The sequence below is a fragment of the Aeromonas sp. MaB10011B genome, assembly GCF_017939325.1.
Taxonomy (GTDB): Bacteria; Pseudomonadota; Gammaproteobacteria; order Enterobacterales; family Aeromonadaceae; genus Aeromonas; species Aeromonas caviae.
The window spans coordinates 127,715-153,545 of record NZ_JAGKRK010000010.1; the positions used below are offsets into that span (position 1 = coordinate 127,715).

22 protein-coding genes and 1 other annotated feature are annotated in these 25,831 nt (G+C 63.1%); of the genes, 12 read left to right on the forward strand and 10 right to left on the reverse strand.

All coding sequences use genetic code 11. The features are described 5' to 3' along the window. Positions 1–78 precede the first annotated feature (78 nt). Positions 79–447, forward strand: a complete 369-nt coding sequence (locus tag J9893_RS04625; RefSeq protein WP_039039175.1) for a TraR/DksA C4-type zinc finger protein — start codon at positions 79–81, stop codon at positions 445–447. Between the two features lie 158 nt (positions 448–605). Here J9893_RS04625 and rnd read toward each other — a convergent pair whose 3' ends face one another. The 7 genes from rnd to J9893_RS04660 form a co-directional block, all read right to left on the reverse strand. Beyond that, positions 606–1,718, reverse strand: coding sequence for a ribonuclease D (gene rnd / locus J9893_RS04630; RefSeq protein ID WP_039039174.1), 1,113 nt, complete (start codon positions 1,716–1,718; stop codon positions 606–608). 98 nt (positions 1,719–1,816) lie between these two features. Beyond that, positions 1,817–3,493, reverse strand: coding sequence for a long-chain-fatty-acid--CoA ligase FadD (gene fadD / locus J9893_RS04635; protein WP_143237509.1), 1,677 nt, complete (start codon positions 3,491–3,493; stop codon positions 1,817–1,819). A 196-nt stretch (positions 3,494–3,689) separates the two neighbouring features. Then, positions 3,690–4,541: an alpha/beta hydrolase gene (locus J9893_RS04640; RefSeq protein WP_104452918.1), complete on the reverse strand. Its 852-nt coding sequence runs from the start codon at positions 4,539–4,541 to the stop codon at positions 3,690–3,692. Positions 4,542–4,550: 9 nt separating this feature from the next. After that, complete coding sequence (locus J9893_RS04645; protein WP_039039136.1) at positions 4,551–5,066, reverse strand: Slp family lipoprotein; 516 nt, start codon at positions 5,064–5,066, stop codon at positions 4,551–4,553. Between the two features lie 50 nt (positions 5,067–5,116). Next, on the reverse strand, positions 5,117–5,818 hold the full coding sequence (gene tsaB, locus J9893_RS04650; protein ID WP_041211402.1) for a tRNA (adenosine(37)-N6)-threonylcarbamoyltransferase complex dimerization subunit type 1 TsaB: 702 nt from the start codon (positions 5,816–5,818) through the stop codon (positions 5,117–5,119). Positions 5,819–5,915: 97 nt separating this feature from the next. Further along, positions 5,916–7,835, reverse strand: coding sequence for an ATP-dependent DNA helicase (locus J9893_RS04655; RefSeq protein WP_182721845.1), 1,920 nt, complete (start codon positions 7,833–7,835; stop codon positions 5,916–5,918). Between the two features lie 61 nt (positions 7,836–7,896). Then, positions 7,897–8,142 carry a hypothetical protein gene (locus J9893_RS04660; protein ID WP_010674695.1) on the reverse strand — a complete coding sequence of 82 codons (246 nt, stop codon included), beginning with the start codon at positions 8,140–8,142 and terminating at the stop codon, positions 7,897–7,899. Between the two features lie 190 nt (positions 8,143–8,332). Next, positions 8,333–8,457 (forward strand) — a sequence feature (His leader region). Positions 8,458–8,485: 28 nt separating this feature from the next. On the opposite strand from J9893_RS04660, the gene hisG reads away from it, so the two are divergent. From hisG to hisIE, 11 genes are all read left to right on the forward strand, one after another. Further along, positions 8,486–9,382 (forward strand): ATP phosphoribosyltransferase, encoded by an 897-nt coding sequence (gene hisG / locus J9893_RS04665; protein ID WP_041211400.1) that lies wholly within the window; start codon positions 8,486–8,488, stop codon positions 9,380–9,382. Between the two features lie 30 nt (positions 9,383–9,412). Beyond that, positions 9,413–10,738, forward strand: coding sequence for a histidinol dehydrogenase (gene hisD / locus J9893_RS04670; protein ID WP_041211399.1), 1,326 nt, complete (start codon positions 9,413–9,415; stop codon positions 10,736–10,738). Further along, positions 10,735–11,805 (forward strand): histidinol-phosphate transaminase, encoded by a 1,071-nt coding sequence (hisC, locus tag J9893_RS04675; RefSeq protein WP_069651239.1) that lies wholly within the window; start codon positions 10,735–10,737, stop codon positions 11,803–11,805. The genes hisD and hisC overlap by 4 nt, the downstream gene beginning before the upstream one ends. 19 nt (positions 11,806–11,824) lie before the next feature. Next, positions 11,825–12,958, forward strand: a complete 1,134-nt coding sequence (gene hisB / locus J9893_RS04680) for a bifunctional histidinol-phosphatase/imidazoleglycerol-phosphate dehydratase HisB (protein ID WP_102948496.1) — start codon at positions 11,825–11,827, stop codon at positions 12,956–12,958. Next, entirely contained in the window at positions 12,958–13,581 is a 624-nt protein-coding gene (gene hisH, locus J9893_RS04685) for an imidazole glycerol phosphate synthase subunit HisH (RefSeq protein ID WP_143237506.1), read from the forward strand. The genes hisB and hisH overlap by 1 nt, the downstream gene beginning before the upstream one ends. A gap of 5 nt (positions 13,582–13,586) precedes the next feature. Beyond that, positions 13,587–14,333: a 1-(5-phosphoribosyl)-5-[(5-phosphoribosylamino)methylideneamino]imidazole-4-carboxamide isomerase gene (gene hisA, locus J9893_RS04690; RefSeq protein ID WP_143237505.1), complete on the forward strand. Its 747-nt coding sequence runs from the start codon at positions 13,587–13,589 to the stop codon at positions 14,331–14,333. 132 nt (positions 14,334–14,465) lie between these two features. Next, positions 14,466–15,575, forward strand: coding sequence for a two-component system response regulator (locus tag J9893_RS04695; protein WP_010674688.1), 1,110 nt, complete (start codon positions 14,466–14,468; stop codon positions 15,573–15,575). After that, entirely contained in the window at positions 15,568–17,706 is a 2,139-nt protein-coding gene (locus J9893_RS04700; RefSeq protein WP_210600568.1) for a PAS domain S-box protein, read from the forward strand. The genes J9893_RS04695 and J9893_RS04700 overlap by 8 nt, the downstream gene beginning before the upstream one ends. After that, positions 17,703–21,674, forward strand: coding sequence for a PAS domain S-box protein (locus tag J9893_RS04705; protein WP_182721844.1), 3,972 nt, complete (start codon positions 17,703–17,705; stop codon positions 21,672–21,674). Before J9893_RS04700 ends, J9893_RS04705 begins: the two co-directional genes overlap by 4 nt. A 178-nt stretch (positions 21,675–21,852) precedes the next feature. After that, positions 21,853–22,626 carry an imidazole glycerol phosphate synthase subunit HisF gene (gene hisF / locus J9893_RS04710; protein WP_042881382.1) on the forward strand — a complete coding sequence of 258 codons (774 nt, stop codon included), beginning with the start codon at positions 21,853–21,855 and terminating at the stop codon, positions 22,624–22,626. Further along, positions 22,619–23,254, forward strand: coding sequence for a bifunctional phosphoribosyl-AMP cyclohydrolase/phosphoribosyl-ATP diphosphatase HisIE (gene hisIE / locus J9893_RS04715; protein ID WP_029314506.1), 636 nt, complete (start codon positions 22,619–22,621; stop codon positions 23,252–23,254). Before hisF ends, hisIE begins: the two co-directional genes overlap by 8 nt. A gap of 92 nt (positions 23,255–23,346) precedes the next feature. On the opposite strand, the gene J9893_RS04720 is transcribed toward hisIE, so the two are convergent. From J9893_RS04720 to J9893_RS04730, 3 genes are all read right to left on the reverse strand, one after another. Further along, positions 23,347–23,667 carry a hypothetical protein gene (locus J9893_RS04720; protein WP_143237504.1) on the reverse strand — a complete coding sequence of 107 codons (321 nt, stop codon included), beginning with the start codon at positions 23,665–23,667 and terminating at the stop codon, positions 23,347–23,349. A gap of 66 nt (positions 23,668–23,733) precedes the next feature. Continuing rightward, complete coding sequence (locus J9893_RS04725) at positions 23,734–24,432, reverse strand: YafY family protein (protein ID WP_181023102.1); 699 nt, start codon at positions 24,430–24,432, stop codon at positions 23,734–23,736. A 190-nt stretch (positions 24,433–24,622) separates the two neighbouring features. Next, the gene (locus tag J9893_RS04730; protein ID WP_268842184.1) at positions 24,623–25,762 is read right to left on the reverse strand and encodes an AMP-binding protein; all 1,140 of its coding nucleotides are present in this window, start codon (positions 25,760–25,762) and stop codon (positions 24,623–24,625) included. Positions 25,763–25,831: the final 69 nt, after the last annotated feature.

Consider the following 25,831-nt stretch of genomic DNA (forward strand, 5'->3'; position numbering starts at 1 on the left):
ATGTCATCTTGATAAACCGCGGGTTTCCCTATACTGGCCGAGTTTTATCACTCGTTTTTGGGGGCTGCTGTGTGTGAAGTGACGCAAGCCCGGTTGGCCGAATGGCATCAGCGCCTTCTGACCGACTGGGCGCAAACAAGAGAGGAGCTGATCCGTCAGCTCAAGGCCTGTCGACAAGATGACTGGGCACAGAAGGTGGAGCGCTGCGAGCGGGATCAACTGGTTGATCTGACCAGCCGTCTCGATCTGCCCGGGGTGGAACACAGCGTGGCACGCCTCAAGCGGCTCGACGCGGCGCTCTGCCAGATGGATCTGGGGCTCTATGGCTTCTGCTCCGATTGTGAGGAGCCGCTGCTCCCTGAACAGCTGGAACAGGATCCGACCCTGCAACGCTGCCCGCGCTGCGAGGCCCGCTACCGCAAGGGATTCCACGCTCACGAACTCTGATGGGGGCACCCTTTGTGCCCGCCATTTTCCTCCTCCACCCCTTCTCGCTTCCCATCATGACCAACCCCCTGGTGCGACGATCCCGGCAACCCCTGGGGGCGGCCGCACAGGCATGAAAAAGGGGAGTCATGGACTCCCCTTCTCGTACTGCGTACTCGTCACTGGGCCAGCAGGTGGCCTACCAGCTCATGACGCCACCCTTGCAGCAGCATGGGCTTGTCCGCCCTGGCCCGCTCCTCGGCACTCATGCGCCAGCTCCAAGTGAAGTACTGGTGGATGATCTTCTTGCTCGCCACCAGCTCCGGCGGAATGTTGCTGGCCTTGGCCTTCTCCTCCACCATGGCCTTGATGCGCTTGAGCTCGGCCTTGTACTGGGGGAAGTCCACCAGACGGCGGATGGGATCGGGCCAGCTCGCAGGGTCGCTCTGCTGGGCGGCGGCGACGATGTCCAGCATCCGCTTGCCGTGGATCTTGATCTCGATGGGCGAGAGGCCCAGCTCGTTGAGATCCCGAAGGGAAGCGGGACGACGCTCCGCCACCTTGAACAGGTGCAGCTCTTTGACCACGAAGTTGAGGGCGAGATCCCGGCGTACCGCTTCCTGCTGGCGCCAGGCGGCCAGCTCGCGCAGGATGGCCAGCTCACGGCGACCCAGTTGCCAGGCGTTGACTATCTCTAGGTAGGCCTGACGGGGATCGCTGCCCTGGGTCTTGCGGGCGGAGTGGTTCTGGCACTCCTGTTCGAACCAGGGGAACTTGCCGCTCTCGCGCAGTCTGGCCATCACCTTCTCGTAGAGGGGCATGAGGTAGAAGACATCCGCCGCGGCATATTCCAGCTGACGAGGGGTAAGGGGGCGCGCCAGCCAGTCGGTACGGGCCTGATCCTTCTCAAGCTCAACCCCGAGGAATTCGTTGACCAGGGCGCCAAACCCCACCGACACGCCATGGCCCAGGAAGGCTGCCGCCAGCTGGGTATCGTGCATCTGGTTGGGCAGGTGACCCGCCTGATGTTGGATGAGCTCCAGATCCTCACCGGAGGCGTGCAGGATGGCAATCTGTCCGGCCCGACCGAGGCGCTGCCACAAACCGGAGAGATCCAGGGTCAGGGGATCGAGCAGGGCAAGCTGCTTGCCATCGTAGATCTGGAACAGACCGAGCTGGGGATAGTAGGTACGGGTGCGAACGAATTCGGTATCGATGGCCAGGGGAACGTCGGCCAGAGAAGCGAGATACTGATCCAGTTCGGCTTGCTGTGAAATGAGTTGATATTGCATCGTTGCCTGCACGTTGGTCGGATCCAGAAAGAAAAAACCGTGGATGTCCCACGGTTTTGCATAACGACAGCGCTGGACTGCAAAGCAGTGCATGCCGGTTACTGCTTGGCAATCTCCTCGTCGCGCAGTACGCGGCGCAGGATCTTGCCCACGTTGGTCTTGGGAAGTTCGTCGCGAAATTCTACCAGTTTCGGCACCTTATAGGCAGTCAGATGTTTGCGGCAGTGGGCAATTATCTCCTCTTCCGCCAGCTTTGCATCTTTCTTGACCACGAAGATCTTCACCTGTTCGCCGGACACCGGATTGGGTACGCCGACGGCGGCCACCTCCAGCACCTTGGGATGCAGGGCCACCACGTCTTCTATCTCGTTCGGGTAGACGTTGAAGCCGGAGACCAGGATCATGTCCTTCTTGCGATCGACGATCTTGAAGAAACCCTGCTCGTCGCATACCGCGATGTCGCCGGTGCAGAGCCAGCCATCCTGCATCACCTCGGCGGTCGCCTCCGGGCGCTGCCAGTAGCCGGTCATCACCTGAGGACCGCGCACCTGCATCTCGCCGGGGGCACCCCGTTCGGTGACCTGGTTACCCTCGTCATCCACCAGACGGATCTCGGTGGAGCAGACCGGCAGACCGATGGAGCCGTTGTAATCCACCAGATCATAGGGGCAGACGCTCACCAGGGGCGAGCACTCGGTCAGGCCATAGCCCTCCAGCAGCGGGGTGCCGGTCAGCCCCTTCCACTGCTCGGCCACCGCCCGTTGCACCGCCATGCCGCCACCGATGGTGAGCTTGAGCTTGGCAAAATCCATGCCCTTGAACTCGTCGTTGTTGACCAGGGCGTTGAACAGGGTGTTCACCCCGGTGATGCAGGTGAAAGGATACTTCTTGATCTCTTTGACAAAACCCGGGATGTCGCGGGGGTTGCTGATGAGCAGGTTGTAGCCCCCCAGACGCATGAACAGCAGGCAGTTTACCGTCAGGGCGAAGACGTGATAGAGCGGCAGCGCCGTGACCACGAACTCCTTGCCGCGCTCCAGCACGGGGCCATAGACACCGAGGCACTGCTCAACGTTGGCGATCATGTTGCGATGAGTCAGCATGGCCCCCTTGGAGAGGCCGGTGGTCCCGCCGGTGTATTGCAGGAAGGCGATGTCCTGGTTGCTGATCTCGGGTTTGATGTACTGCAGGTAGCGCCCCTTGGCGAGGGCCTGGCGCATGGTGCTGGCATGGGGCAGGTTGTACTTGGGCACCAGCTTCTTGACGTATTTGACCACGAAGTTGACCAGGGTCCCCTTGGCCAGCCCCAGGTTGTCACCCATCCGGGTCAGGATCACGTGCTTGACCGGAGTGTCATACACCACTTTTTCCAGGGTGTGGGCAAAGTTGGAGACGATGACGATGGCCTTGGCGCCGGAGTCTTTCAACTGATGCTCCAGCTCGCGCGGGGTATAGAGGGGGTTGACGTTCACCACCGTCATGCCGGCCCGCAGGATGCCGAATACCGCGATGGGGTATTGCAGCAGGTTCGGCATCATCACGGCCAACCTGTCCCCCTTGCCGAGCTTCAGCTCGTTTTGCAGGTAGGCGGCGAAGGCTCGGGACTGCTCCTCCAGCCGGCGGTAGGTAATGGTCTGCCCCATGTTGACGAAGGCGGGTTGATCGGCGAACTGGTTCACCGACTCTTCAAACATCTCGACCAGAGAGCCGTATTGGTCTGGATTGATCTCGGCGGGCACCCCTTCTGGATAACGCTTCAGCCAGACTCTTTCCACGAACTTCTCCTGCATAACTCGCACCTGTGCGCTCACTGTGTTGCCTCCGTCCCTGTCACATCCATTTCAATCAGTTGTTTTAAGTTCATGCTCTAATGCCGCACATATTTACATAAGGCAACATCAATTAACAGTGAATTAACAACGGGAAATGTGAAGGAGAAAGCAAACCTGACATGATTCAAAGCCGCTGATCCTACCGGATTTGAGCGAAGTTTTCGATATAAACGGCGGTTTCTGATGAATTTTCCATATGAAAATGATGGCCTCCTGCCACTGTCACCCGTTCAATGTGGCCAAAGGCCGCCTCCCGCAACTGCCACTGTGCCAGGAGCCCGGGGAAGCCCTGCTCTCCCCGGATAAAGAGCACCGGACAGGCGATGGCCCGGATCAGGGCCTGGGCCTGCCCCTCGCTCATGCGAAGGGGCGAGAGATCGCGAAGACGGGGATCACTGCGCCAATACCAGCGCCCTGCCCGCGCCTCCAGCTGCCGCTCGCAGATAAGGCGTGCCGCACTCGGGGGGATGTCCGCCACCTTGCAGCGGGCAGCCACGGCCTCTTCGAGGGTGGCAAATCCACTGGTTGCACGCTCACGGGTACGAGTGCGGTTGAGGATGGCGCGACGCAGATGCCCCGGTACCTCCTCGTCAGGCTGGCTCAAGGGGCCGAGCCCCTCCAGCAGAATGAGCCGCTCGATTTGCTCGGGAAAAACGCCGGCATAGGCAGAGGCAATCAGCGCCCCCAGGGAGTGACCAAGCAGGATGAAACGCTGCCAGCCCGCGGCCTGGGTGATCTGGTAGAGATCATCCAGCCAGTCCACGAAGACATAGGGGGTCGACTTGTGATCGGAGTGACCATGGCCCGGCAGATCGACGCAGACCAGATGAAACGCCCACAGCCAGGGGGCCAGAGGCAAAAAGCTGGCGCCGTTGTCGAGCCAGCCATGGAGGGCCACCAGCAGCGGTCTGTCCTCCTGACCATTGTCCAGCAGGGCGATGTGCCGCCCGTCCGCCAGGCGCAGCCTGCGCTCCTGCAATGTCGCCGTCATCCGGGCTCCTCAGCGGCGCAGGGGTCGTCTGGGCCAGAAGGGATCATAGAAAGGATCGTAAAAGTAGGGATCCATGTAGCGGATCTCCACCTCCTTCACCGGTGGCCACAGCTTGCTCCCCGTCACCTTGAGTACCGAGAAGCGATACTTGTGCTCGCCAATCTGGCTGTCCACCGGCTTGTCGAGGGTGCCGAGCACCGTCAGGCTGCGACCCTTGGCATAGAGGGTCGGGTCGACAAACCCCTGCATGATGGCGAGAAAACGACCGGGGCTCTGCTCGGTCTGCTCCGGCACCCCGTTGGACTTGAGGGGCAGATAGACCACCTCGATGACACTCTGATCCGCCTTGTTGTGGACCGCCGAGATGACACCGCTCCAGCGGGCCGGCTTGCCTTCCATCCCCTGCAGGGCGGGTTGATAGGCCACCAGCTGATCCGCAGGCTCATAGGCAAGCTCTTTGGGCACCGTGCTGCAACCGCCCAGCAGCAGCCCCACCAATCCCAGCATGATCACGGATTTTCTCATTCGTCTCTCCATCATCGTCCGATAAAGCAGCCCGGGGCAGCCGTTGCCGCCTATTCGCGACCCGGCAGTTTCTTCCAGGTCACCTTGTCACGCAGATAGACAGGGGTGGCTTGCTCAACCGGCACCGCCTCACCCGCAAACCAGGCCTGGCATGCCAGAGGCAGCATATCGGCGGCCGCCGGGAAACGCACCTGGCTTGGCATCAGCACATCTGCCAGGCCGCCCAGGGTCTCGCCATAGGTTTCAAAACCGGTGCCAACGCAGCTCACCGCGCCAGTCAGCTTGTCACGGGCCTGCACCAGTGCGGCTGGCTCGCTCACCACCTCCTCGCCCACCAGCGTCATCACCCCGTCCACCAAGGCGTAGTGGCCGAAATAGACCTCGTTCATGCGCGCATCGATGGCGGCAAGCACCTGCTCGGCCCCTTCCAGCTTATGGGCCCCCTGGGCCATGGCTGCCAGGGTGGAGACACCGATCATCGGCACGCCGGCACCAAAGGCGAGCCCCTGAGCCACGCTGATCCCGATCCGTACCCCGGTGAAGGATCCTGGCCCACGGCCGAAGGCGATGGCGTCGAGCTCATCCAACGATAGACCGGCTTCATCCAACAGAGCCTGAACCATGGGCAGGATCTTGCGGGTATGGTCACGGGGCGCCTCTTCCCAGCGGGAAAAGAGGGTGTCACCCACCAAGAGGGCTGCGGAGCAGGCTTCGGTGGCGGTATCCACGGCCAGGATCTTCAACTCATCCATTCTTTTTATTCTCTTCACATCAGTCAGTTAAATCGTCAGCATGGCCAAGGCCTGCCGTCATGCATGGCCGGGTGCAATCAGCCCCGGCGCGGCGGACTCACTCCCGTGGTCCGAAAAATTCTCCCAGGGTCGCCAGCTCCCGGGTCCGTGGAATGGCAGGCAGGCTCTTGATGAAGGTGGCGCCATAGGGCTTGTTGACCACCCGAGGATCACAAATAACCAGTACACCGTGATCACTGCGATCACGGATGAGCCGCCCCACCCCCTGCTTGAGGGCAATCACCGCCTTGGGCAACTGCAGCTCGGCAAAGGGATCTCCCCCCTTTAGCTTGCAATCCTCCACCCGTGCCTTGAGCTGGGGATCGTCCGGGCTCGCAAAGGGCAGCTTGTCGATGATAACACAGGACAATGCCGCCCCCCGCACGTCTATCCCCTCCCAGAAACTGCTGGTGGCCACCAGCACGGCCCGACCGTTCTCCACGAAGGTCTTGAGCAGCCGCAGCTTGTTGTCTTCCCCTTGCAGCAGGACGGTGCGGCCGATTTCCCGGCGCAGCACCTCGGCCACCTGGCGCATCACCTGATGGCTGGTGCAGAGGAAGAAGCACCCCCCCGGCGTCTTGTTGATGAGGGGGATCATCAGGGTCGCCAGCTGCTCCCCGCGCCCGAAGGCATTGGGCTCTGGCAAGAAACGGGGTACGCACAGGCGCGCTTGCTCGGCGTAATCGAACGGACTGTCGAGAATGAGTTCGGCGCTGCCGGCCAGCCCCATCTCGGCGACGAAGTGGGCGAAGCGATTGTCCACCGTCAAGGTGGCCGAGGTGAAGACCCAGGCCACCTCGGGGCGCTGCACCTCGGCACCGAAGCGCTCGGCGACCGACAGCGGCGTCAGATTGAGGGTAAAGTGCAGACGCGAACAGTCATACCAGTAGGAGAAACCGGTCTGGTTGACCGCCAGCACCTCCCCAAGGCGGGTGCGCAGCTCGCTGATGCGCTCGAAACAGTGATCCAGCTGCTCCCCTCGCCCGAGCGCCAGTTTCAGCACTTCATAACAGAGCCCGATGGCATCGTTGAGGCGGGCCAGCGCCTGGGCCCAGAGGGATTGTCTCAGCAGATCCCGGGTGTTGCCGCGCCCCCCCTCCACGCCGAAGGCAAGGCGCAGATCCTGACTGGCAATGGCGAGCCTGTCCGCCGCCTTGCCAAGCTGGGCCATGTCATGAGCCTCTGCCCGGTAGGCAAGCTGGATATCCTGCGCCAAATCCTGGATGGTGCGGCTGCCCACGGACTTGCCGAAGTAGTGGCTGGCGATCTCGGGCAGCTGGTGCGCCTCGTCGAATACATAGACCTGCGCCTCGGGCACCAGCTCGCCAAAGCCGGTGTCTTTGACCGCCATGTCGGCGAAAAAGAGGTGGTGGTTGATCACCACCACCTGGGCGTCCATGGCACGGCGCCGGGCGATGACCAGGTGACAATCATCGTAATAGGGGCAGTCGCGACCCAGGCAGTTGTCGTTGGTGCTGGTGACGTGGGCAAGGATCTCGGCGTTCTCCTGTAGCCCCGGGATATCCCCCACATCGCCGTTGTCGGTAGCGGTCGACCAGGATTTGACCTTCACGAGATCGCTCAGGACCTCGGGCTTTTGCAGATGGGATTCACTCAACAGCCGGTTCATCCGCTCGATGCAGAGGTAATTGCTGCGCCCCTTGAGCAGTGCCACCGGCGGGGTGTAGTGAAGCGCCCCCGTGATGGTGGGCAGATCCCGATAGAAGAGCTGCTCCTGCAGATTCTTGGACCCGGTGCTGATCACCACCCGCTTGCCGGATTCCAGCGCAGGCACCAGATAGGCATAGGTTTTGCCAGTGCCCGTTCCAGCCTCCACCAGCAAACGGCCACCTTGCTTGATGGCGCGGGACACCGCCTCGGCCATCTCCAGTTGCGGGGCACGGGCCTTGAAGCCGTCAATATGGCGGGCCAGGGGGCCGTCTGGCTTGAACAGGGTCTGGATGATGGTCAAAGGCATGTCCCGTTGCAAAAGCGGGCATTATGCCAAAAGCGCGGAAAAAGCGGGACTGATAATGCGTTCAGACGAAGAGATCAATCCGGTGGTCCGGATCCGGTTTGTGATCATCATCCTGTACCGCTGGTTGATCAGGCTTTGGCGGCTGCTCTCTCTGCTGGTGATGCTGGCCACCGCCGCCATTGTCGGTGCCTATCTTGCGCAGCTGATGTTTCTGGCTGATCTGGGTCACCTCCCGCTTGATGTCATCCGGGCTCGGTGTCGAGGGTGCACGGGGCAGGATGGGAAATAACAGGTCCTGGCTGGGCATGATGTCGCCTCCTTTGGCATCTCATTGTCTAGTTATCGACCAGAAAACCGTTTTCTCAACTTTAATCGTCCTGATCACATTTTTCGGTTGCATTTTCTGTCAAGGCAGGTAGTTTAAATCGGGCGTCAACAACGGCATCTGATTTGTAAAGGATTGATTACATCATGAAGTTCACCACCCTGAAGACTCATCATCACCATCATCATCCCGAATAGTCTTTCAGGAGGTTGACTGCTGGAAGACACTTAACTGGTGACTTCCAAAAGGACCGCAAGATTCATAAACCCTCGGAAGCACATACTTCCGAGGGTTTTTTCGTTTTTGACTAAAAGGAAATCGAGCAATGGAAACACAACGTCTGCGCATCGCCATGCAAAAATCCGGTCGTCTGAGCCAGGATTCCCAGGCCCTCTTCAAGAGCTGCGGCCTCAAGATCAACCTGCGGGAACAGCGCCTCATCGCCCATGTCGAGAACATGCCCATCGACATTCTGCGAGTGCGTGATGACGACATCCCGGGTCTGGTGATGGAAGGGGTGGTCGATCTTGGCATCATCGGCGAGAACGTTCTCGAAGAGGTGCAGCTCATTCGCGCAGCCCAGGGGCAGCCCTTTGCGGTGAAGACCCTCAAGCAGCTCGACTTCGGCGGCTGCCGCCTCTCTCTGGCGGTGCCGGACGATGTCAACTACACAGGACCCGAGAGCCTGGCCGACAAGCGCATCGCCACCTCCTACCCCGGTCTGCTCAAGCGCTTCTTCGACGAGAAGGGCCTGGGCTTCAAGAGCGTGATGCTGGGTGGCTCGGTGGAAGTGGCCCCCCGCGCGGGTCTGGCCGATGCCATCTGCGATCTGGTCTCCACCGGCGCGACCCTGGAAGCCAACGGCCTGAAAGAGGTCGAGGTGATCTACCGCTCCAAGGCCGTCCTGGTGCAGGCTCCCAACCCCCTGAACGATGCCAAGCAGAAACTCATCGACAAGCTGCTGCCCCGCATCCAGGGGATGCAGCAGGCGCGCGAAAGCAAATACATCATGCTGCACGCCCCCAAAGACAAGCTCGATGCCATCACCGATCTGCTGCCGGGGGCGGAGCGTCCCACCATCATGCAGCTCGCCGGTGACACCAACCAGGTGGCCCTGCACGTCGTCTCCAGCGAAACCCTGTTCTGGGAGACCATGGAACAGCTCAAGGCCCTGGGTGCCAGCTCCATCCTGGTGCTGCCCATTGAAAAGATGATGGAATAAGCCGAGATGATGGAATAAGGAAGACACATCATGCAGACCCTGATCTGGAAGACCCTCTCCCCCGCCCGGCAAGCCGAGGTCCTGACCCGGCCCGCCCTTGGCGACGAAGCCGACATCGGTACCGTGGTGCGAGACATCATTGCCGCGGTACGTAGCCGGGGCGATGAGGCCCTGCGCGAGCTGAGCCAGCGTTTCGAACGCGCGCCCCGCGAACAGCTTCGGGTGAGCGACGCGGAAGTGGATGCCGCCTGCGCTCGACTCGGTGATGACATCAAGGGTGCCATCGAGGCCGCCATCGCCAATATCCGTACCTTCCACGCCGCCCAGGTACAGCCCGTCGTCCGAGTCGAAACCCAGCCCGGGGTACTGTGCGAGCTGCGCACCCAACCCATCAGCCGGGTCGGCCTCTATGTCCCGGGAGGCAGCGCGCCGCTCCCCTCCACCGTGATGATGCTGGCCATTCCGGCAAGCCTGGCCGGTTGCCGTGAGGTGGTGCTCTGTACCCCGTCTCCGGCGAGCGACGAGATCCTGTTTGCCGCCCGCGCCTGTGGCGTCCGTCAGGTGTTCGCCATCGGCGGCGCCCAGGCCATCGCGGCCATGGCCTATGGCACGCAAACCATCCCCAAGGTGGACAAGATCTTCGGCCCGGGCAACGCCTATGTGACCGAAGCCAAGGGCCAGGTTTCCCGTGACTGGCGGGGCGCCGCCATCGACATGCCAGCCGGCCCCTCCGAGGTGCTGGTGATCGCAGACGAGAGCGCCAACCCGGCCTTCGTGGCATCGGATCTGCTCTCCCAGGCCGAGCACGGCCCCGACAGCCAGGTGGTGCTGGTCACCACCTCCGCTTCCCTGGCCGATGCCATCGGCAGCGAGATCCAGGCGCAACTCGCCGACCTCAGCCGCCGCGACATCGCCGAGCAAGCCCTGAAGGCAAGCCTGGTGATCCTCTGCGACAACCTGGAGGAGGCCTGCGCCATCTCCAACGCCTATGCACCGGAACACCTCATCGTGCAGACCCGGGCCCCCCGGGATCTGCTGGACAAGCTCGAGAACGCGGGCTCCATCTTCCTCGGGGCATGGACACCGGAGTCGGTCGGTGATTACGCCAGCGGCACCAACCACACCCTGCCCACCTACGGCTATGCCCGCACCTGCTCGAGCTTGGGGCTTGCCGACTATCAGCGCCGCTACACGGTTCAAGAGCTCACTGCAGACGGCATTCGCGGCCTTGGCCCCATCGTCCAGCGCATCGCCCAGGCCGAGGGGCTCGATGCCCACAAGCATGCCGTCACCCTCAGGTTGAACGCCCTGGCCGCCGAGCCCCAACAAACAGCACAGCAGAAGGATTTGTCATGAGCATCGTCAATCTGGCCCGTCGCGTTGTGCGGGCTCTCACTCCCTACCAGTCCGCTCGCCGCATCGGCGGCCAGGGCCACGTCTGGCTCAATGCCAACGAGGCCCCCCTGGCCTATCCCTTCACCGTCGAGGGGAGCCGCCTCAACCGCTATCCCGAGTGCCAGCCGGCCGAGGTGGTGAATGGCTATGCCGCCTACGCCGGGGTCAATCCGGATCAGGTGCTGGTAAGCCGCGGTGCCGACGAGGCCATCGAGCTCTTGATCCGCACCTTCTGCGAGGCAGGGGAAGATCAAATCCTCATCTGCCCCCCCACCTACGGCATGTACGCCATCAGCGCCGAGACCTGTGGCGTGGGGATTGTCGAGCAGCCATTGACCGCCAGCCGTCAGCCGGACTGGCCCGCCATCGCCGATCGCCTCTCTGACGTGAAGCTGGTGTTCCTCTGCTCCCCCAACAATCCCACCGGGGATCTGGTGGGCCGCAAGGGACTCGTCGCCCTGCTGGAGAAGGCCCGGGACCGCGCCATCATCGTCGTGGACGAGGCCTACATCGAGTTCTGCCCGGAGGCCTCCGTGGTGGACCTGCTCGCCCAATACCCGAACCTGGTGGTGACCCGCACCCTCTCCAAGGCCTTCGCCCTGGCAGGGATCCGCTGCGGCTTTACTTTGGGGGATCCAGAGGTGATTGCCATGCTGGCCAAGGTGATCGCGCCCTACCCCATTCCCGACCCCATCGCCCAGATTGCCGCCCAGGCGCTCTCTCCCATGGGGCTGGAATTGATGCAGGAGCGGGTGCAGGAGCTCAACAAGCAGAAGGCGCTCATCAAGGCGGAGCTGCTTCGTCTGTCCTGCGTCAAGGAAGTGTTCGAGGACAAAGGCAACTTCGTGCTGGTGCGCTTCAAAGATGGCGCCGCCGTGTTCGCCGCCATGAAGGCCGCCGGCATCATCTTGCGTGATTTCTCCAGCAAGCCTGGCCTTGACAACAGCATCCGCATCACCATCGGCTATCAGGGCGAAATGGACGCCGTGCTCGCCGTGCTGCGTGACCTGCCCCCACCCTCTCTGTAAGACAAGCAAGGATGTAGCGATGAAAACCCCGTTTTTGTTTATCGACCGTGACGGCACCCTGATCGAGGAGCCGGTCACCGACAAGCAGGTGGACAGCCTTGCGAAGCTGCGCTTCGAGCCCATGGTGATACCTGTGCTGCGTGAGCTCCAGGCCGCCGGCTACGTGCTGGTGATGGTGACCAACCAGGATGGGCTCGGCACCGCCAGCCTGCCCCTTGAACACTTCCAGCCGCCCCACGACCTGATGATGCACCTCTTCGAATCCCAGGGCGTCACTTGGGAGCAAGTGCTGATCTGTCCCCACTTCCCCACCGACGGTTGCAGCTGCCGCAAGCCTCACCTTGGGCTGGTGAAGGAGTATCTCGCCTCGGGCCGCATCGACTTTGCCAACTCCTTCGTGATTGGCGACAGACAGACCGACATCCAGCTTGCCGAGAACATGGGCATCCGCGGCATACGCTACCACCCGCAAGATCACGGCTGGACTGCCATTCGTGATCAGCTGCTCTCCAAGGGGCGCGTGGCCGAGGTGGAGCGCTACACCAAGGAGACCCGCATCCAGGTGGCGGTGGATCTCGACAAGAGCGGTGGCAACCAGATCGCCACCGGCATCGGCTTCTTCGATCACATGCTGGATCAGATAGCGACCCACGCGGGCTTTCGCCTCAAGCTCAAAGTGTGCGGCGATCTGCACATCGACGATCACCACACGGTGGAAGATGTGGGATTGGCACTGGGTCAAGCCCTGCGCCAGGCCCTTGGCAACAAGCGCGGCATCGGCCGCTTCGGCTTCGTGCTGGCGATGGACGAGGTGCAGGCGGTGATCGACGGGCGTCCCCGCCAGGAGGCTGACAGCACCTCGCTGACCGAGCTGGACGTGGCCACTGCGCTGGATCTGAGCGGCCGTCCCTACTTCGTGTTCGACTGCCCGAGCGGCTTTGGTCGCGACAGCGTGGGAGAGATGGCCACCGAGATGGTGCCCCACTTCTTCCGCTCCCTCTCTGACGCCATGGCCATCACCTTGCAGATGAAGGTGGGCAGCGGCAACACCCACCATCAGGTGGAGGCGCTGTTCAAAGGCTTTGGCCGCGCCCTGCGCCAGGCCATTCGCGTGGAAGGGAGCGAGCTTCCCTCCAGCAAGGGGGTGCTGTGATGGGGAAACAGAACCTGGTCATCATCGACACCGGCTGCGCCAACCTCGCCTCGGTGCGCATGGCGTTCGAGCGCCTCGGCGTGCAGCCCAGGGTGAGCTGCAAGGCCACCGACATCGAGCAGGCGGACAAACTGATCCTGCCCGGCGTCGGCACCGCCATCGCCGCCATGAAGAACCTCAATGAGCGGGAACTGGTGCCCCTCATTCGCGCCGCCAAGCAGCCGCTGCTCGGTTTTTGCCTCGGCATGCAGATGCTGGCACAGGCCTCGGAAGAGAACATGAGCGCCGATGGCAGCGAAGGAGCGCTCATCGACTGCCTCGGCATCGTGCCTGGCAGGATCCGCCTGATGGAGGTGGGCAACCTGCGCCTGCCCCACATGGGCTGGAACCAGATTGAACACGACGAGACCCACCCGCTACTCAAAGGCATTCCCAGCGGCAGCTACTTCTACTTTGTCCACTCCTATGCGCTGGAGGTGACCGACGCGACCCTGGCGACCTGCGGCTACGGCCTGCCCTTTACCGCCATCGTCGGGCGGGACAACTTCTTTGGCGCCCAATTCCACCCGGAGCGATCCGGCCCGGCCGGTGCCCGCCTACTGCAAAACTTTCTGGAGCTATGACAGGCATGATTATTCCCGCAATCGACCTTATCAACGGTCAGGTCGTGCGCCTCTATCAGGGCGACTACGGCCAGAAAACCGCCTACAGCGACAACCCGCAGGCCCGCTTCGATGACTATGTCAGCCAGGGGGCGGCGCAGCTGCACCTGGTGGATCTGGACGGCGCCAAGGATGCCAAGGCCCGCCAGTTGGCCCTCATCGCCCAGCTGCTGTCCGCCACCGAGGCACCGGTGCAGGTCGGCGGCGGCGTGCGCAGCGAACAGGATGTGGCCGACTTGCTGGCGGCCGGCGCCAGCCGGGTGGTGATCGGTTCCACCGCCGTCAAATCCCCGGATCTGGTGGCCAGCTGGATGGAGAAATATGGCCCCGAGCGCATCGTGCTGGCCCTGGATGTCAACATCGATGAACAGGGCAACCGCCACATCGCAGTGGCTGGCTGGCAGGAGAACAGCGGCATCTCCATCGAGGCGCTGATCGAGCGCTTCCTCCCCGCCGGACTTAAACACGTGCTCTGCACCGACATCAGCCGGGACGGTACCCTGGCGGGCACCAACGTCGAACTCTACCGGGATCTCTGTGCCCGCTACCCGAACGTCGGCTTCCAGGCGTCCGGCGGTATCGGCGGTCTGGCGGATATCGAGGCGCTCAAGGGAACCGGCGTCAAGGGGATCATCCTCGGCCGTGCCCTGCTGGAGGGCAAGTTTGACGTGGCAGAAGCCATTCGCTGCTGGGGTGACGGCCGCGCTGCGTGACGCGCCCCTTTCTGGCATCAGACAGCCTGCCCATCCGGGCAGGCCTCTTTCTCCCCGATGGGGGCGAATCTTATGATTTGGCAGCAATTGGCTCTATACTCGACCTCACAGGGATAGCGTCATGGAAGACATATGTTGACACCTCACAACGCCACCATCCTGATCGTCGACGACTCACCCGAAAATCTGATGGTACTGACCGAATTGCTTTCGCCTCATTACCGCGTGCTGGCTGCACAGAGCGGGGAAAAATGCCTGCGCATCGTCAGCGCGGATCCAAAGCCTGACCTCATCCTGCTGGATGTGATGATGCCCGGCATGGATGGTTATGAAGTGCTCAGGCAATTACGTCAGTCCCCGATCAGCAGCCGTATTCCCGTCGTTCTGCTCACCGCCCTCGCCGACCCCCAAAGCGAGGAGTTCGGCCTCTCCCTCGGCGCCGCCGACTACATCACCAAGCCCATCAAGCCGGTGGTCGTTCAGGCCCGGGTGCGTACCCAGCTGGAGGCAAAGCAGGCCCGTGACGGCCTGCAAAACCAGAATGCGGCGCTGGAAGCCGAGGTCGCGCGGCGAATGGCGGAAAACGACCTGATCCAGCAGGTCTCCATCCGCGCCCTCGCCCATCTGGCGGAGATCCGCGACCCCGAAACCGGCAACCATATCCTGCGCACCCAGGGCTATGTGCGTCTGCTGGCGAGCGCCCTGGCTGATCACCCCCGTTTCGCCGATACCCTGACCCCGGGTTACATCGACCTGCTGAGCCGATCCGCACCGCTTCATGATATCGGCAAGGTGGGCATTCCCGACCACATCCTGCTCAAACCGGGCAAGCTGACCCCGGAGGAGTGGCAGATCATGCGCACCCACGCCAAGCTCGGCAGCGATGCCATCGAGGAGGCCGAACAGGACATGGAGCAGCCCCTGGCCTTCCTCACCCTGGCCAAGGAGATCGCCCACTGGCACCACGAGAAGTGGGATGGCAGCGGCTACCCGGACGGCTTGCAAGGGGACGCCATCCCCCTCTCGGCTCGCCTGATGGCGCTGGCAGACGTGTTTGACGCCCTCATCTGCGCCAGGGTCTACAAGCCGGCCATGAGCTACGACGAGGCTCGCGCCCTCATCCTCTCCGGCAGCGGCCACCATTTCGATCCCGATGTCGTGACCGCCTTCGATCGCCATTTCGACGCGTTCGTCACCATTGCCGAACGCTACCAGGATGGCAGCGAGGCCGTGGATGGCTGAGGCTCCTCTGACCCGGGCACATGTGCTCAACGTCGTGCTCACCTATGCCGCCGTGGCAAGCCTGTGGATCCTGCTCTCCGACAAGGCGGTGGAGTGGCTGTTCAGCACCCCTGCCCAGTTCGCCATGGCAAGCACCATCAAGGGCTGGCTCTTCATCCTCATCACGGCCCTCATGCTTTATGCCATGCTGCGTCGTCGCATCAGCCAGCCAGCGGTGACGCCCGCCCTCTCCCGGCGTCAGTGGATCCCCTTCCTGCTGCTCAACGGGCTCATCCTGGCCCTGACCGCCATGGCCATCGCCCGCAACATCGAACTGACCCGGGACACGGAAGTGGCCCGTCTCGAAGCCATCGCCGATCTCAAAAGCCGGCGCATCACCGAATGGCTCGACAACCGCGATCAGGATGTCCGCCAGATCATCGAGAGCCCGCGTTATGGTGCCCTGCCTCCTGATGGGCTGACGGCAAAGACACAGTGGCTGACACAACTGCAGGACGTCCTCTCGCTGCGTGGATTCCAGGGGGCGACCCTGCTTGATCCTGCCGGCCATATCCTGTGGCAGACCCCGGGGGCTGGCCCCGTGAATAGTCCCCTGCAGGCCGCCCTTTCCCGGGTTGAGGCAGGCAAGGTGCTCAGAGTGGCCCCCTATGTCGATGGAAAGGGATACGCCAGACTGGATTTTCTGGCTCCCCTCGGCCCGTCAGGCCACGGGACCACCGTCCTCGCGCTGCACATCATCGGTACTGACTGGGCCGATCGCATCCTTCGTACCTGGCCCATCCCAGACAGCAGCGGAGAAGCCATTCTGTTTCGCCAGCAGGGGGATCAGGTCCACTATCTGAGTAGCCTGCGCTATCGCCCGGAACCGGCTCTCACCCTGCACTATCCCGTCACCCACCCCACCCTGCTGGCAGCCCAGTATTTGCGGCTCACCGAACGCGGCACGCCCCAGGTGCTTTATGGCCAGGATTACCGGGGCAGCGAGGTCTTCGGGGTTGTCTATCCGGTCATGAACACGGACTGGTACCTGCTGGCCAAGATCGACAAGGCGGAACTCTACCAGGCCACCTTCAAGGAGAGCGTCTGGATCGGTCTCATCGGCCTGCTGGTGCTCTTTGTCACCAACGCCGGCATCATCCTGCTGCGCCAGCACACCCGGCTGCAGATGGCCGAGCAGCTTCAGCACTCCCAGTCCCAGCGGCTGGAGGCGTTGCAACTGCTCTCCGCCATCGCCGACAGCTCGGAAGACGCCATCTTCGCCAAGAACAAGGAGGGCAGATACATCCTCTTCAACCGGGCCGCCAGCCAGTTTGTCGGCAAGCCGGTTGACGAGGTGCTGGGCCAGGATGATCTGACGCTCTTCCCGCCGCAGCAGGCGCAGATGCTGATGGCATCCGGGCGCCAGGTCATAGAGCGCAACCGGGTGCAGACCGAGGAGGAGTACCTGACCCTGCCCGATGGCGAGCATGTGTTTCTCGCAACCAAAGGCCCCTTGCAAGACAGCGAGGGGCAGGTGATCGGGATCTTCGGCATCTCTCGGGACATCACGGACTTCAAACGGGCCGAGGCCGACTTGCGAGAGCGCGAGGGGCTGTTCCGTGCCCTGGTGGAGCAATCCCTTGCCGGGATCTACATCATCCAGCAGGGTCGGCTCTGCTACATCAACCCCTGTTTTGCCCGACTGTTTGGCTATGACACCCCGGGGGCGCTGATCGCCGTTGGCCAGTTACACGCCCTTGCCGCTCCCAAGGACAGCACCAGGGTCGCCGAGCTGGTGCACGCGTGCGAGCAGGACGCGCGCGATATCCACACCCGCTTCAGTGCCCTGCATCAGCACGGGGAATCCCTGGAGGTCGAGCTGTACGGGCGGCGCGTCGACTACCTCGGCCAGCCCGCCATCATCGGCATTCTGCTCGATGTCACCGAACGGGAGCAGGTTGAACAGGCCCTGACCCGCCAGGCCAGCGAGCTGCGCCAGCAGAACCATGAGCTGGAGCGGTTCAACAAGGTGATGGTGGACAGGGAGCTCGCCATGCTGGCCCTCAAGCACCAGATCAACGGGCTCTCCCGTCAGCTCGGAGTGCCGCCCCCCTATCCCCAGGCCCCCATGCCACCGGAGGATCTCCCATGATGAGCTGGTCACCCCTGTGGCATGTGCGCCCCTCTACCCAGCGCTGGGGGATCTCCCTGCTGGCCGTGCTGCTGCCCGTTCTGATGTTGCAAATCCGTGTCCAGCTGCCCATCGCCTTTGGTGAGCGACCGCTGCTGGTTCTCTTCATGCTGCCCATCATCGTCTGCGCCCTGTTGGGGGGCTTGTTGCCTGGTCTGCTCTGCACCCTGATCACCGCCCTGGTCACCAGCTATTTCATGCTCCCCCCCATCTATTCACTGAGTGTCGAGGCTGGCCAGGATCTGGTGCAATGGTGCCTGCTCATCGCCAACGGTCTGCTCATCAGCGTGCTCAGTGCCGCCTTTCATCGCGCCCGGGCCAGAGAGGTCCTGCGCTGGCAGGAGCTGATGAACACCCAGAACCAGTTGCAGCAGAGCGAGAACCGCTTCCAGGTCACCTTCGAACAGGCAGCGGTCGGCATCGCCCTGGTCTCCCCCGATGGACACTGGCTGCGTGTCAATCAGCGGCTGTGCCACATCCTGGGCTACCGGGCCGACGAGCTCACCGGGATGACGTTCCAGCAGTTGACCCACCCGGACGATCTCTACCTCGATGAGGCCCATGTGGCCCGGATGCTGGCGGGAACTATCCCCCACTACACCCTGGAGAAGCGCTACCTGCACAAGGGGGGCGAGATCATCTGGACCACTCTGACGGTGGCCCTGGTGCGCGACGCCGAAGGCAATCCCGACTACTTCATCTCCATCATCGAGGACAACCGGCAGAACAAGGAGACCGAGGAGGCGCTGCGCCGCAATGAAGCCATACTGCGCGAGTCCCAGCGTCTCGCCAAGATAGGGAACTGGCGCTGGCGCGTGGCCGATGACAGCCACTTCTGGTCACCGGAGATCTATCGCATCTATGGCCGGGATCCGGCCCTCCCCCCCGCCGTCTATCCCGAGGTCAGAAAATACTTCACCCAGGAGGGGTGGCACACGGTGGCCCAGGCCGTCGAGCGCTGCAGGCTGGACGGGCAGCCCTACGAGTGCGATGCCGAAGTGATCACGGAGCAGGGGGAGACCGCCTGGGTCATTGCCCGTGGGGCGGCGCTCAGGGACAGGGATGGCACCATACTCGAGCTCTACGGCACCGTGCAGGACATCACGGAGCGCAAGCTCGCGGAGCAGCGCCTGCAACACAATCAGCAGATGGCGCTCGATACCCAGCGTCGTGCTCGCCTCGCAGCCCTGAACCTGATGGACGACGCCATCAGTGCACGGGTGCGCGCCGAAACCGTCAGCAGCGCCCTGCGCGAGAGCGAACAGCGCCTGCTGATGGCCCAGGAAGGGGCCCATGTCGGCATCTGGGAATGGGACATGGTCAGCAACCGTCTCTTCTTCTCGCCGGAATGCGCCCGCCTCTATGGCCGCAGTGCCGAGGCGCTCGGCGAGCTGGCCGCCTGGCAAGCCTGCCTGCATCCGGATGACAGGCCGCACATCGAGCAGTTGCTGGCGGAGCGGGCGGTCAGCGGCGCCCCCGTCGAGCTGGAGTTCAGGATCCTGCTGCCAGATGGCGGCATCCGCTGGCTGGTGAGCAAAGGGAGCGTCTATCGGGACGCCCAGCAACGGCCCGTGCGCCTCCTTGGCATCCATCTGGACATCACCCAGAGCAAGCTGGCCGAGCAGCAGTTGCGCCAGTTGTCCCTGGCCCTCGAACAGAGCCCTGACGGCGTCTTCATCACCGACACCCGGGCGCGCATCGAGTACGTCAACCCCGCCTTCCTCGCCGCCAGCGGTTACCAGCAGCACGAGGTGATAGGCCGGACCCCGTCCCTGCTGCGCTCTGGCCTCACCCCGGATGCCAGCTATGTCGCCCTGTGGGATGCCATCAACCACGGCCAGCGCTGGCATGGCGAATTCATCAACCAGCGCAAGGATGGCTCCCACTACCAGGTGCTGGCCACGGTGTCGCCGATCCGCCAGGAGAGCGGTGAAATCACCCACTACGTCACGGTCCAGGCCGACATCACCGAGAAGAAACAGCTCGGCGAGGAGCTGGACCAGTATCGCTACCACCTGGAGGAGATGGTCAACGAGCGCACCCGGCAGCTGGCCCAGGCCCACCAGCGGGCCGAAAGTGCCAACCACGCCAAGAGCGCCTTCCTTGCCAACATGAGCCACGAGATCCGCACCCCCATGAATGCCATCCTGGGGCTCACCTATCTGCTCAAGCGCGACACCCGGGATCCCACCGACCTCGAACGGCTGACCAAGATAGACACTGCCGCCCAGCACCTGCTCAGCATCCTCAACGACATCCTGGATCTCTCCAAGATCGATGCGGGCAAGATGACGCTGGAGCTGACCGATTTCACCCTCACCGCCATGCTGGACAACGTCCGCGCCCTGATGAACGACCAGGCCAGGGCCAAGGGGCTCACCATAGTGACGGACATCGGCGATACCCCCGCCTGGGTGCACGGCGACATCACCCGCCTGCGCCAGGCCCTGCTCAACTATGCGACCAACGCCATCAAGTTCACCGAGCAGGGAACCGTCACCCTGCGCGTCAGGCTGGCCCGCCCCCTCACCACCGGCTACCTGCTGCGCTTCGAGGTGGAAGATACCGGCATCGGCATCACCCCTGCGCAGCGCGAGAAGCTGTTCCAGGCGTTCGAACAGGCGGATGTCTCCACCACTCGCAGATATGGCGGCACTGGCCTTGGCCTTGCAATCACCAGCCGGATCGCCGCCCTGATGGGGGGTGAGGTCGGAGTCACCAGCGAGCCAGGCCAGGGAAGCTGCTTCTGGTTTACCGCCAGGCTGTTCAAGGCAAAAGAGGACGCTCCTTCCCGGACCCCGTCCGAGCAGGGGAACCAACAGGCCTTCAGCTTCCCTCGCCACGCCCGGATCCTGCTGGTGGAAGACAACGCCATCAACCGGGAAGTGGTGCTCGAGCTCCTGTGCCACAGCGGCCTCGTCATCGAGACGGCCGTCAACGGCCAGGAGGCCCTGGCCCTCGTCAGCCAGCACCCCTTCGACCTCATCCTGATGGACATACAGATGCCAGTGATGGATGGCTACAGCGCCACCCGCGCCATCCGGGCCCTGCCCGGCATGGACAGGCTGCCCATCCTGGCGCTCACCGCCAGCGCCTTCGAGGAGGACAGAAAGGCGAGCGCATCGGCCGGCATGAACGATTTCATTGCCAAGCCCGTCACCCCCGCCAAGCTGTTTGAAGCCCTGCAGCGCTGGCTGCCCCAAGGCAAGGTCCCCGAGCTTGCCCCGGACGACAGCACTCGCCATCCCGTGACAGGCCCCCTTGCCCGCCTGCAGGCACACCCGGGTCTGGATCTCGACCAGGGGCTGGCGGCCCTCAACGGCAATCAGGAGAAATACCTGGCCCTGCTTCGCGACTTCATCCATGAGCATGGCCAGGACATGACCCGGCTGCACCGCCACTTGCAGGCCGGGGAGCACAGCGATGCAACCCGCATGGTCCATAGCCTGCGCGGCGTGGCGAGCACCCTGGGGGCACATGAGCTGTCGCGCCACTGCCTGGCCCTGGAGCAGGCCATCGCGGACGGCAACACTGAGCCCACCGGACTCATGTCATCCATCGATGAAGAGATCGCCGCCCTTTGCGCTCTGCTCGGGGACGATCTCGCCGCCCCGACCACCGATCTGGTGCCTCTGGGGGATCAGTGGCGCCAGCAACTGCTGGGCCAGATGGAAGCCCTGCTGGTGCAAAGCGACACCGCCGTGATCCCCCTCTACGAGCAGTATTCCGGTCCCCTTCGCCTCATGCTGGGGTCTCGCAGCGACACCCTGACCAGGCAACTGAAGGCGTTTGATTTTGATGCCGCCCTGCTCACCCTGCGCCAGCATATGGCAACGGACGAGACCCACCCGGACGATCGGGCTCCCCTCCCCGAGGCGCCAGCCTGCCATCCGGGGCAGGTCAAGGGCGACAAAGGGTTGAATCACTGAATGAAGTCATGCATATAGTGGGGTGCCCAGAGGCGACGAGACGGCCTGCCGGGCCTGTCGTTTCTCCCTTCATGGGCCCCCGTTCAAGGCATGCCAACCGTGTTCCCGTCCGCCGCCCGGGCCAACGCCGGCGGCAGAACGACGTTTCTTTAACCGTGCTTTACATGGAGCAATGAGCATGTTGTCAAAGCGTATTATCCCCTGTCTCGACGTCAAAGATGGCGTGGTGGTCAAGGGCGTGCAGTTTCGCAACCACGAGGTGATGGGCGGCATTGTCGACCTCGCCCGCCGCTACGCCGCCGAGGGCGCCGATGAGCTGGTCTTCTATGACATCACCGCCTCGAGCGACGAACGGGTAGTGGACAAGAGCTGGGTAAGCCGGGTGGCGGAAGTCATCGACATCCCCTTCTGCGTCGCCGGCGGCATCAAAAGCGTGGAGGATGCCCGCCAGATCCTGGAATTCGGTGCCGACAAGGTCTCCATCAACTCCCCCGCCCTGGCCGATCCCACCCTGATCACCCGGCTCGCCGAGCGCTTCGGCGTGCAGTGCGTGGTGGTGGGTATCGACTCCTACTTCGATGCCGCCCTCGGTCAATATCAGGTCAAACAGTTTACCGGCGACGAGAGCCGCACCCGCACCACCACCTGGACCACCCTGGAGTGGGTACAGGAAGTGCAGCGCCGGGGCGCGGGAGAGATAGTGCTCAACGTGATGAACCAGGACGGCATGCGTCAGGGGTACGACCTTGAGCAGCTCAAGCTGGTGCGCGCCGTGTGCAAGGTGCCCCTCATCGCCTCCGGCGGCGCCGGGGCCATGGAGCACTTTCGCGATGCCTTTACCCTGGCCGACGTGGACGGGGCGCTGGCCGCCTCCGTGTTCCACAAGGGCCTCATTCCCATTCCCGAATTGAAACGCTGGCTGAAAAACGAAGGAGTCGCCATCCGTGAATAATCAAGCAGTAGACAATGCATTGCCGCTGGCCGAGCGCCTGGACTGGGCCAAGTGTGAGGGCATGATCCCCGCCATCGTCCAGCATTCCCTCAGCGGCGAAGTGCTGATGCAGGGCTTCATGACCCGCGAGGCGCTGGAAAAGACCCAGACCACCGGCCAGGTCACCTTCTTCAGCCGCAGCAAGCAGCGCCTGTGGACCAAGGGCGAGAGCTCGGGTCATGTGCTCAAGCTCGTCGCCATCACCACCGACTGCGATCAGGACTCCCTGCTCATTGCCGCCGACCCGGTCGGCCCCACCTGCCATCTGGGCAACCCCTCCTGCTTCGACGGCCACCCCGTGCCGCCGCTCGGCTTCCTGGCCGAGCTCGAACAGATCCTGGCATCACGCAAAGGGGCAGATCCCGCCACCAGCTACACCGCCAGCCTCTATGGCAAAGGCACCAAGCGCATCGCCCAGAAGGTGGGTGAAGAGGGGGTGGAAGTGGCCCTGGCCGCCATGGCGAAAGACAGGGAAGAGCTCATCAACGAATCCGCTGACCTGCTCTACCACCTGACAGTCTTGCTGCAAAACGAAGGCTTGGGTTTGAAGGATGTGGTGCAGCGCCTGCATGAGCGCCACACCAAGTAATTATTGAATTCTGTTCAACAAAACGGGCCCTGTGGGCCCGTTTCATTTCATGATTGCCCCCTCGCCGGGGGATGGCAGGCCCCGCGCCGCCCTCAGCCGATACGGGTCCAGAAGCTCATGTTGACCGAGTGATGGTCAAGCAGGGTCAGGTACTCCCCTGCCACGTCGTTGTGCAGCCACTGCTGGCAATAGGCTTCCACCAGCGACTGGCTGGGGGCCATCACCACATCGGCATAGAGGCCGTCGGCGCCGCGCAGCAGGCAGTGCATGATGAGCTCGGATTGCTGAAGAAGAAACTCGGACTCGACCCGCCGTGACAGGGCGAGCAAATCCGCCTCCGTCACCCCTTCCCTGAGCCTGAAGGTGGCAAATTCGACGCCCCCTGCCTGTTGCATGTCACCCTTGATGATCATCTCGTTTTCTCCGTTGTGGATGGTCTGGAGAACCCAGCATAACGAAGGGCTACTGACAGCCTTGTGTCAGTCCTGAATGACTTTTTCGGCGCCACTGCGCCCAGGGGGAAACGCATCCGACTGGCGCAGGGCAAGGTAATCGGCCAGGGTCGCGCCAGGGGGCGCCCCTTCCCCCTGACGGCACGGCGCCAGGGTGTCGATGCGATCCACCCTGAAATCCCGGTAGGCCCGGCGCAGCGCACACCAGGCGCCGAGCGTCCAGCATCCGCCCCAGTAGAAGAGCCCGAGGGGAAAGAGCTGGCGTTCCGTCCTGCTGGCGCTGGCATCCCGGTAGCCAATGTGCAGCCAGTGACCGGCCGTGATGGCGTCGTGCAACCTGTCCCAGCGAGCGTATGCAGGCTGCGCCGTGGAATAGTCAGGCACCCGCACCACGGGGACGCGAGGTGCCCGAGCCTCCTTGGCGGGCAGGGCCGCCTCAATCTTGGCGAGCAGGGCGCGGGCCGGATCGGCCATCCCCTTGCCCGTCAGCACCGCCACCAGGTTCACCCCGGTGATGAGGGCCTCCAGCTCGGTCGCACTCAGTTGCAACGGTGCCATTTCGAACCCCTCGCTCAGCCGATAGCCCAGCCCGGCTTCCCCGTAAACCGGAATGCCCGCCAAAGAGAGATCGTCGATATAGCGGTAGATGGTGCGCTCCGACACGCACAGGCGCGTCGCCAGCTCCCGGGCGGTCAGGGGTTGATGCGCCCGCAGCAGGTTGGTCAGTTGAAACAGACGGTCCGATTTTCTCACAGGCATCCTCAGGCTGGCGGGACATGGCGGCCATGGTAAGCCGGGACGGGCTCGAAAGGCACGTCTTGTTGGCTGGCGACCGCTACCGGCGAGGCCCTGCTTCTTTGCATCGCGCAACACAAAACGGGCCCGCAGGCCCGTTGATGGCGCGGCGCCTTTGTCGTCACGCCAACTGCTTGCGCAGCATGAATTTTTGCACCTTGCCGGTGGAGGTCTTGGGCAGCGGGGTGAAGATGATGTGCTTGGGGGCCTTGAAGTGGGCCATCTGCTCGCGGCAGAACGCAATGAGCTCGGCCTGGGTGAGCTCGCGCCCCTCCTTGAGCTTGACGAAGGCGCAGGGCACCTCCCCCCAGGTCTCGTCCGGCATGGCGATCACCGCGGCTTCTTCCACATCGGGGTGGCGATAGAGCACGTCCTCCACCTCCAGGCTGGAAATGTTCTCCCCGCCGGAGATGATGATGTCCTTGGATCTGTCCTTGATCTCCACATAGCCGTCCGGGTGCCAGACCGCGAGATCCCCGCTTCGAAACCATCCCTGTGCCATCGCCTCCTCGCTCGCCGACGGGTTCTTGAGGTAGCCCTTCATGACGATGTTGCCCCGCAGCACTATCTCTCCCAGGGTCTTGCCATCCATGGGAACCGGCTCGCCGCTGACGGGGTTGATGACCCGCATCTCCCCTTGCAGGGGGGAGGCCACCCCCTGGCGCGCCTTGAGACGGGAGAGGGTGGTGGCATCCTGCCCCTGCCAGCGTCTTTGCGGCTCGCACACCACGCAGGGGCCATAGGTTTTGGTGAGGCCATAGACATGGGTCACGGCGATCCCCATGGCCTCCATGCCGGCGATCACGGTGGCGGGCGGCGCAGCCCCCGCCGTCATCGCCTTGACGGGGTGGTCGAGTCCCTGCTTGAGGGCCGGATCGGCATTGTTGAGCATATTGAGCACGATGGGGGCGGCGCAGAAATGGCTCACCTTGTGTTCGCGCAGCGCCCCGTAGATGGCCGCCGCCTGCACGTGGCGCAGACAGACGCTCACCCCGGCGGTGGCCGCCAGGGTCCAGGGGAAGCACCAGCCGTTGCAGTGGAACATCGGCAGGGTCCAGAGGTAGACCGGGTGCTTGGGCAGCTCCCAGGAGAGGGCATTGTTGACCGCATTGAGGTGGGCGCCGCGATGGTGATAGACCACCCCCTTGGGGTTCCCCGTGGTGCCGGAGGTGTAGTTGAGGGAATTGACATCCTCCCCCACCTTAGCGCTTCGCGTCACAGGAGGGGGATTCCCATTACTGGGTGATAGCTGCTCGCGCAGTACCGGGTTCCTGCTTCATCGGGCGGCCTGATTGCACCACGCCTCCACAGGCTAAAACGGCGTGTCCCG